The organism is Dehalococcoidia bacterium, from assembly GCA_030648205.1.
Classification (GTDB): domain Bacteria; phylum Chloroflexota; class Dehalococcoidia; order JAUSIH01; family JAUSIH01; genus JAUSIH01.
Genome location: JAUSIH010000032.1, coordinates 1 through 5,257, shown reverse-complemented (window position 1 = coordinate 5,257; position 5,257 = coordinate 1). Strand labels below are relative to the sequence as shown.

Here is a 5,257-nt window from a genome sequence, read left to right as displayed (position 1 = left end):
CCACGGCGACGGATGGCACCTGGGACGTGGTCTTCGCCACCCGTACCATTGCGCAAATTGACTTGCGGAGCCCGCCCGACGATGCATAATGTGTTCACCATGTCTCCGAACACCCGTCCACCATGTGTCCAGTCCATACATTAAGTCAAATGGGGGTGGACACACCCCACATTCTGGCAAAAACAAGGCCCAATGACCATCTGTCGTTAGCTTTGCGAATCAACTTGCCGCGTCGTCACAGACCTTTTCTGGGACCAACGGCATAATCACCACAGCATGCCCGCTCTCTATCATACGCCGCAGGGTGAATTCCACTCCACCGACTGTTATGGGAAGCGTTCCTTGCCATCGGCGATCGCTGTTTTTTCGCAGACGACACAACGGAGTGGCTGAGAAGCGTCGCCTGAAGTCCACTCGCCCCGACACCACTCATATCGCTGCCTCTCAAGACAGCGTAGGCAAAGAGGGGAGCGTACGTCGGCTTGGGCTGTACCGCTGTTATCTGACGGCCCCGCAGCCTGACCTCCTCAAAGACCTCCCGCGCCAACTCTCGGCGCTGGACATCGCTCACCCCAGGATGTGTCCACAGAGCGGGCATATCCTGCAGGAGCGCCGCCGCGCGGTCCAGGTTCGGTGTAGGGACGGGCTGCCGTTGCGCCTCTAATGCCCGCCGCTGGCGGTCCAGGGCTTCAAATGTCCGTCGGAACTCGTCGTCCGCCACGGCGCCCCACAGGTGCTGCTTTCGCAGGTTGGCCAGCGCGCCCTCGATGCGCTTCATCTCCAGCGTGGTGTCCGGCGTCGCGCCCTCCTGCGCCAAAGCCTTCAGGACGGCGGAGCGCCAGCCGTCGTCGAGGTGGAGGTGAGTGAGCACATCCTGGCCGAAGGTCTGCTCGACGGTGTCCGCATCCGTGGAGCGCGGGCGCACGTCGCAGCGGCGGAGGTAGTGATACATCCTGCGGGACAGACGACCGCTCGGGTGCTGCACCGCCTCTCCGTGATAGGGCTTGTCGCAAAGATCGCACACCAGCACGCCGGTGAGCGGGTAGATGCGGGTCTCCGCCCGATGGCTGTGTTGGCCGGGACGTGTCTTCTGCCGCTTCGCCTCCTGGCACTGGAGCCAGAGGTCCTTGACCTCGGCGGGCACGTCGTGGGAGCCGTCCCGCACCTCTTCGTCCGGCTTGCCGGGGTGATAGACCGCTTTGCCCGCGTAAAACCTGTTCTCCAGCACCTGCTCGACGGAGCCGACGGTGAAGGGCCGCCCGTTGCGTGTCTGATAGCCCTTCGCATTGAGATAGTCGGCCAGGGATTGGTAGGAGTAGCGCCTGGAAGCGTAGCAATGCAGGAGCTCTAGCAGAATTGGCATGGTCTGCGAATCGGGCACCTTCCTTTCCCGCTTTCCGTTGTCCAGCTTCTCACTCTGGTAACCCAGGGGCGGGACGCCGTTGGCGATGCCCTGCCTGGCCTTTTCCGCCAGACCCGCCGCGACGTAGCGGGATAGGTTCCGACTGTATTGTTCGTCCAGGGTCTCGTTGATGCGCTCCGCCAGGAAGTCCCGGTCGCTGCCGGAGATGATTCCTTGACTGACGAAGACCACAATCTTGCCCAGGCGCTGGAGTTCCTCCTTGTGGCGGATGCACTCCGCCTGATTACGTCCGAAGCGGGACGTGTGGTCCACGAGAAGGACGTCAAAGAGGTCAAGCCGCGCATCTTCGAGCACCTGCTGGAACTCCCGCCGCTTGCCCATGCTGCGGCCCGACACGAACTCGGTATACCACCGCCCGTGGAGTACCAGTCCATAGCTTTGGGCGAAGCGCTCTTCATTCCGCCGTTGAATCTCGGGCCCAGCGCCGTCACGCTGGTCGAGTGTGCTGTCCCGTATGTAGCCGCGTGCGCGCAGACCTTTGAGGTCTTCGAAGCCGAGAACTCGGTGGGGGGTCTTTTGGTTCAGGCTGGCAGTTGTCATGGGTTTTCCCTCCGACTAAGCGTGGTGGCGGCCTACGGCGCTTTTAGGCCCAGTGTAGGTCATCAGACGCGATTGTCAAGGCGGCATCGTCCCGAATCACGTATCCTTCGAATCTCCAGAGGCGGCCGTTGCCCGTGCTCCTGCTCCCACGCCAAGGCGGAGCGTACAATATCGGTCAGGATAGCCGTCAGATGGTTATCGGGCTCCGTTGGGGGTGCGGGCGCGGGTACCGGCAGGAGGGAGCCACAGGAGCGCCGCCCTCGCGTGGGGGCGGGGGATGTCTTGCGGGCACGGGTCCCAACGTCGCCTGTGGCGCTTTCCATGGCCCCACGTTATGATAATCAGCGCGTACACGGCCAGTTGGGTCGAAACCGGTCGAAACCGGTCGCTTCCGTACACGGGGCAAGGAATGACAAACAACCCCTGGACATTGCAGGAGCACAAGACGCTCCGCCTGCTCCGGCTGGACCCCGTTCGGGATTCGCGGGAGAGGCTGACAGCCCTTGTTCGTCACTTCAAGGATGGCCGCGGTATCTGGACCGTGAGTGAAGGGGCAAAGGGTTCTTAGGGGTCTCAAAGGGCCTTGCGCGCAAGGTGCGCGACCTCGCCCGCGAGAGGAAGCTCGACTGGGTCCTGGGCCAGGAAGCGGCCAGCGCCGCGCCAGGGGAGCGATGGCTGAACGACAACCTGCCGCAGCTCCGCCAGTGGGCGGAACGTCTCCTGTCGGACCTGGCGCGCGTGCGCCTGGAGGCTCTCGGCCCCGTTGCGACAGACGCCAAGGGTCTCCAAGCTGTCCAGTCCCTGCTCACTGTGCAGGACGGCGAAAACCAGCGCTGGGCCGCGCGCTTCTCCTTCGAGACGCATCCCTCCTACGACCTGCTGCTACGTGCGGTCCCCGGTCTGACAGCCATGCTGGAGGAATGCCGGGCGCAGGCAGTGGCCTATAGGCTCCTCGCGCACGACAGGGCCTTCAAACCGGAGAACTGGAGCGCGGAAAAGAGCGACCAGCTTGCGGGGATTCGCCAGGCGTTTGACAAGGCGCGCGACCAGGCGCGGAAGGCGATAATCGGGCGCTTGTGGACGGACGCTCCTGGCTAATGACCGCAGCTCACTCTGGAATCTCGGATTCGCCCTCCTCCCTCAGCGTCGCGCTTTCGCCGTTTTCGGATTCCTCGGACGCCTCCGTTACGTCATGGTTGGTAGGGGACGCTTCGGGGGACGGGACGGGCGGTGCGTCCTCCTGCACAAACATGGGCATCAGGACCACCCGAGGCTGCCCCGCGACGCTCCAGACGCCCGGCGCGTTCGGGCCGTTCGTCTCCAGCAGCACAGGCCCGCTCTTGTCCTCCAAGTAGGCCAGCAGGTACTTGGCAGCGACTCGACAAAGTCCTCGAGACGACCATGCGTGACGGTAGACATCGGTTCTCTTCCTCACCCGCACAACGGGGTGCAAAACCAGGTGCAAGCCAGGGGTGCAGCCCCGCCCCTTCCTACGCGGCGTCCTCTACGACGCCCTGGCCGTCCAGCAGATGGCGCATCCCTCTCATGACGCCCTGGGCCACCCCCTGGAGCCGGAGGCCAAGGAACGCCCCCTCCCGGGGGGCGAGGACGCTCCGCAGCCGGTCGTACAGGTCCAGGGCCACCACCAGGTCCTCCACGGGCGACGACGGGCCGCCGTTTCGCCTGCGCAGGGCCATGTCCAGCAGCTCCCACAGCTTCGGGTCCCCATCGGGCCGGACCTGCTCCCATACCCTCCCCACCTTCGCCTGAGTGAACTGGCGATGGATGGAGACCCCGCGCACCCGGTACTTGATGGCCGTGTACTTGGCGACCATCGACAGGTACTCCCGCGGGGCGTCGGGGCGGCTCCGGAGCTTCTGCCAGATGGTCAGGGAGATCTCCTGGGCCAGGTCCTCCGCCTCCGCATCCCCCCGGGCCTGGTCCCGGGCGATGGTCCCTATGAGGGGCTGCCATTGTTCCAGGAGCTGCGCGGCGCGGTCTTCCGTTGCCATGTGTGCTCCTACGGTCCTACTTGTTCCACCAGTCCTGGGCGGCAGCCGGCGCAAGGTCTTCTTTCCCGTGGGCACGGGACACGGCCTACGTCCTGGCATGAATCACCTCTTCCTGGGCGGCCTGTTGCGCCTTCGCTTGCTCCAGGAACAGCACAAAGCCGTCATGCGTGATGGCGGCCGCCAGGGCAGCCTCGCGCCTCTTCGTAGCGGCATCAAGAACCTCCGTGGGATTGGGCGACTTGCTCATGGCCTTGATCGTCTGCTCGCGCCGGCCGTCGTCGTCCCACGTCTTGGGCCCATCGCTCTCACACTTGTAGGCGTACTCTCTCGCCTCTTCGTTCTCGTCGTCGAAGTGGCAGACGACCTCGAGGTACGTCCCGAAGTCGTGGGGATTGGACTTGATGGCCAGGTGGGCGCCTTCCGGCTCCGGCCCGAGCTTGACGCGAATGAGGGCCAGGAAACGCCGGCACTCCACGCGCATGCGGTCCAGGTAATCTTCCGTCCTGGAGACCTGGACGCATTCCTCGCCGTGCGCGCGCGCTGCGGCGTCACACGGGGAGGACCCGATATCGATGTGGTCTCTCACGCTCTCACTTCCTATCTTCTATCTGTCAGCTTCCGCTTCGAGGGCCACGGGTCGACCACGAACATCGCGTCTCCGTACAGCTCCTTCCAGCGGGCGCGCAGGATCCCCAGGCGCTCCTTGCGCCCCTCGTCGCTCAGGAAGGCCGTGGCGCGGATGCGGAAGAAGCGGTCGTTGATCTCAGCGGCCGTCGCGAGCTTCGCCGCGTTCTCCTTGAACTGGAGGAGGCCGGACGTCTCCTCATCCCGGACCTCGACCGGCGCCCTCACGCCGGTGATGTCCACGACGTAGAGCTTGCCGTTGCGGCCCCGTTGCCGAGGGCTGCGGCGCTCGACGCGGTCGCTCACCGGGTGGAAGTCGGCGATCTCCTCGCCGTGCGCGCGCGCTGCGGCGGGCCGGGGGAGCATCTCCGTGAGCCGGAGCTTCGGCTTGTGTCCCATGAGCTGCAGTCCTCCTTTCCGCCCCGCAAGGCGGGGCGCTCACGTCCGCCGCTCTGCTTGCCTGCTTCCGTGCGAGCCTCTCGGCACGGGGGCGAATACCAACTGTGTGTTCTGCTCGTTTGGGGCCTATGAGCGCCAGCTTGGAATCCTCCGAGACGGGCTCCTCGCTCATAGGAATTCTGTCAGTTCTGCTCATTGGTTTTGGTGATTAGGTAAGGTTTGGCACAAAATCGCAGAGGTACTGAACTAACCGAGGGAA

At 64.5% G+C, this 5,257-nt stretch carries 6 protein-coding genes; 1 reads left to right on the top strand and 5 read right to left on the bottom strand.

The features are described from left to right. Positions 1–235: 235 nt before the first annotated feature. Positions 236–1,963, bottom strand: coding sequence for a recombinase family protein (locus Q7T26_03435; GenBank protein MDO8531210.1), 1,728 nt, complete (start codon positions 1,961–1,963; stop codon positions 236–238). A 594-nt stretch (positions 1,964–2,557) separates the two neighbouring features. Between Q7T26_03435 and Q7T26_03430 the strand changes: the two genes are divergently transcribed. Then, on the top strand, positions 2,558–3,061 hold the full coding sequence (locus tag Q7T26_03430; GenBank protein ID MDO8531209.1) for a hypothetical protein: 504 nt from the start codon (positions 2,558–2,560) through the stop codon (positions 3,059–3,061). Positions 3,062–3,071: 10 nt separating this feature from the next. Here the strand turns inward: Q7T26_03430 and Q7T26_03425 are convergent, their stop codons facing one another. From Q7T26_03425 to Q7T26_03410, 4 genes are all read right to left on the bottom strand, one after another. After that, positions 3,072–3,293: a hypothetical protein gene (locus tag Q7T26_03425; GenBank protein ID MDO8531208.1), complete on the bottom strand. Its 222-nt coding sequence runs from the start codon at positions 3,291–3,293 to the stop codon at positions 3,072–3,074. 160 nt (positions 3,294–3,453) lie between these two features. Beyond that, on the bottom strand, positions 3,454–3,975 hold the full coding sequence (locus Q7T26_03420; GenBank protein MDO8531207.1) for a sigma factor: 522 nt from the start codon (positions 3,973–3,975) through the stop codon (positions 3,454–3,456). A gap of 85 nt (positions 3,976–4,060) precedes the next feature. Next, on the bottom strand, positions 4,061–4,561 hold the full coding sequence (locus tag Q7T26_03415; protein MDO8531206.1) for a hypothetical protein: 501 nt from the start codon (positions 4,559–4,561) through the stop codon (positions 4,061–4,063). Positions 4,562–4,572: 11 nt separating this feature from the next. Beyond that, positions 4,573–4,998 carry a hypothetical protein gene (locus tag Q7T26_03410; GenBank protein MDO8531205.1) on the bottom strand — a complete coding sequence of 142 codons (426 nt, stop codon included), beginning with the start codon at positions 4,996–4,998 and terminating at the stop codon, positions 4,573–4,575. Positions 4,999–5,257 lie beyond the last annotated feature (259 nt).

Excerpts from the sequence above, each read along its gene's own strand:
- Q7T26_03435 (MDO8531210.1), bottom strand. The coding sequence starts at position 1,963 with ATGACAACTGCCAGCCTGAACCAAAAGACCCCCCACCGAGTTCTCGGC.
- Q7T26_03420 (MDO8531207.1), bottom strand. The coding sequence starts at position 3,975 with ATGGCAACGGAAGACCGCGCCGCGCAGCTCCTGGAACAATGGCAGCCC.
- Q7T26_03410 (MDO8531205.1), bottom strand. The coding sequence starts at position 4,998 with ATGGGACACAAGCCGAAGCTCCGGCTCACGGAGATGCTCCCCCGGCCC.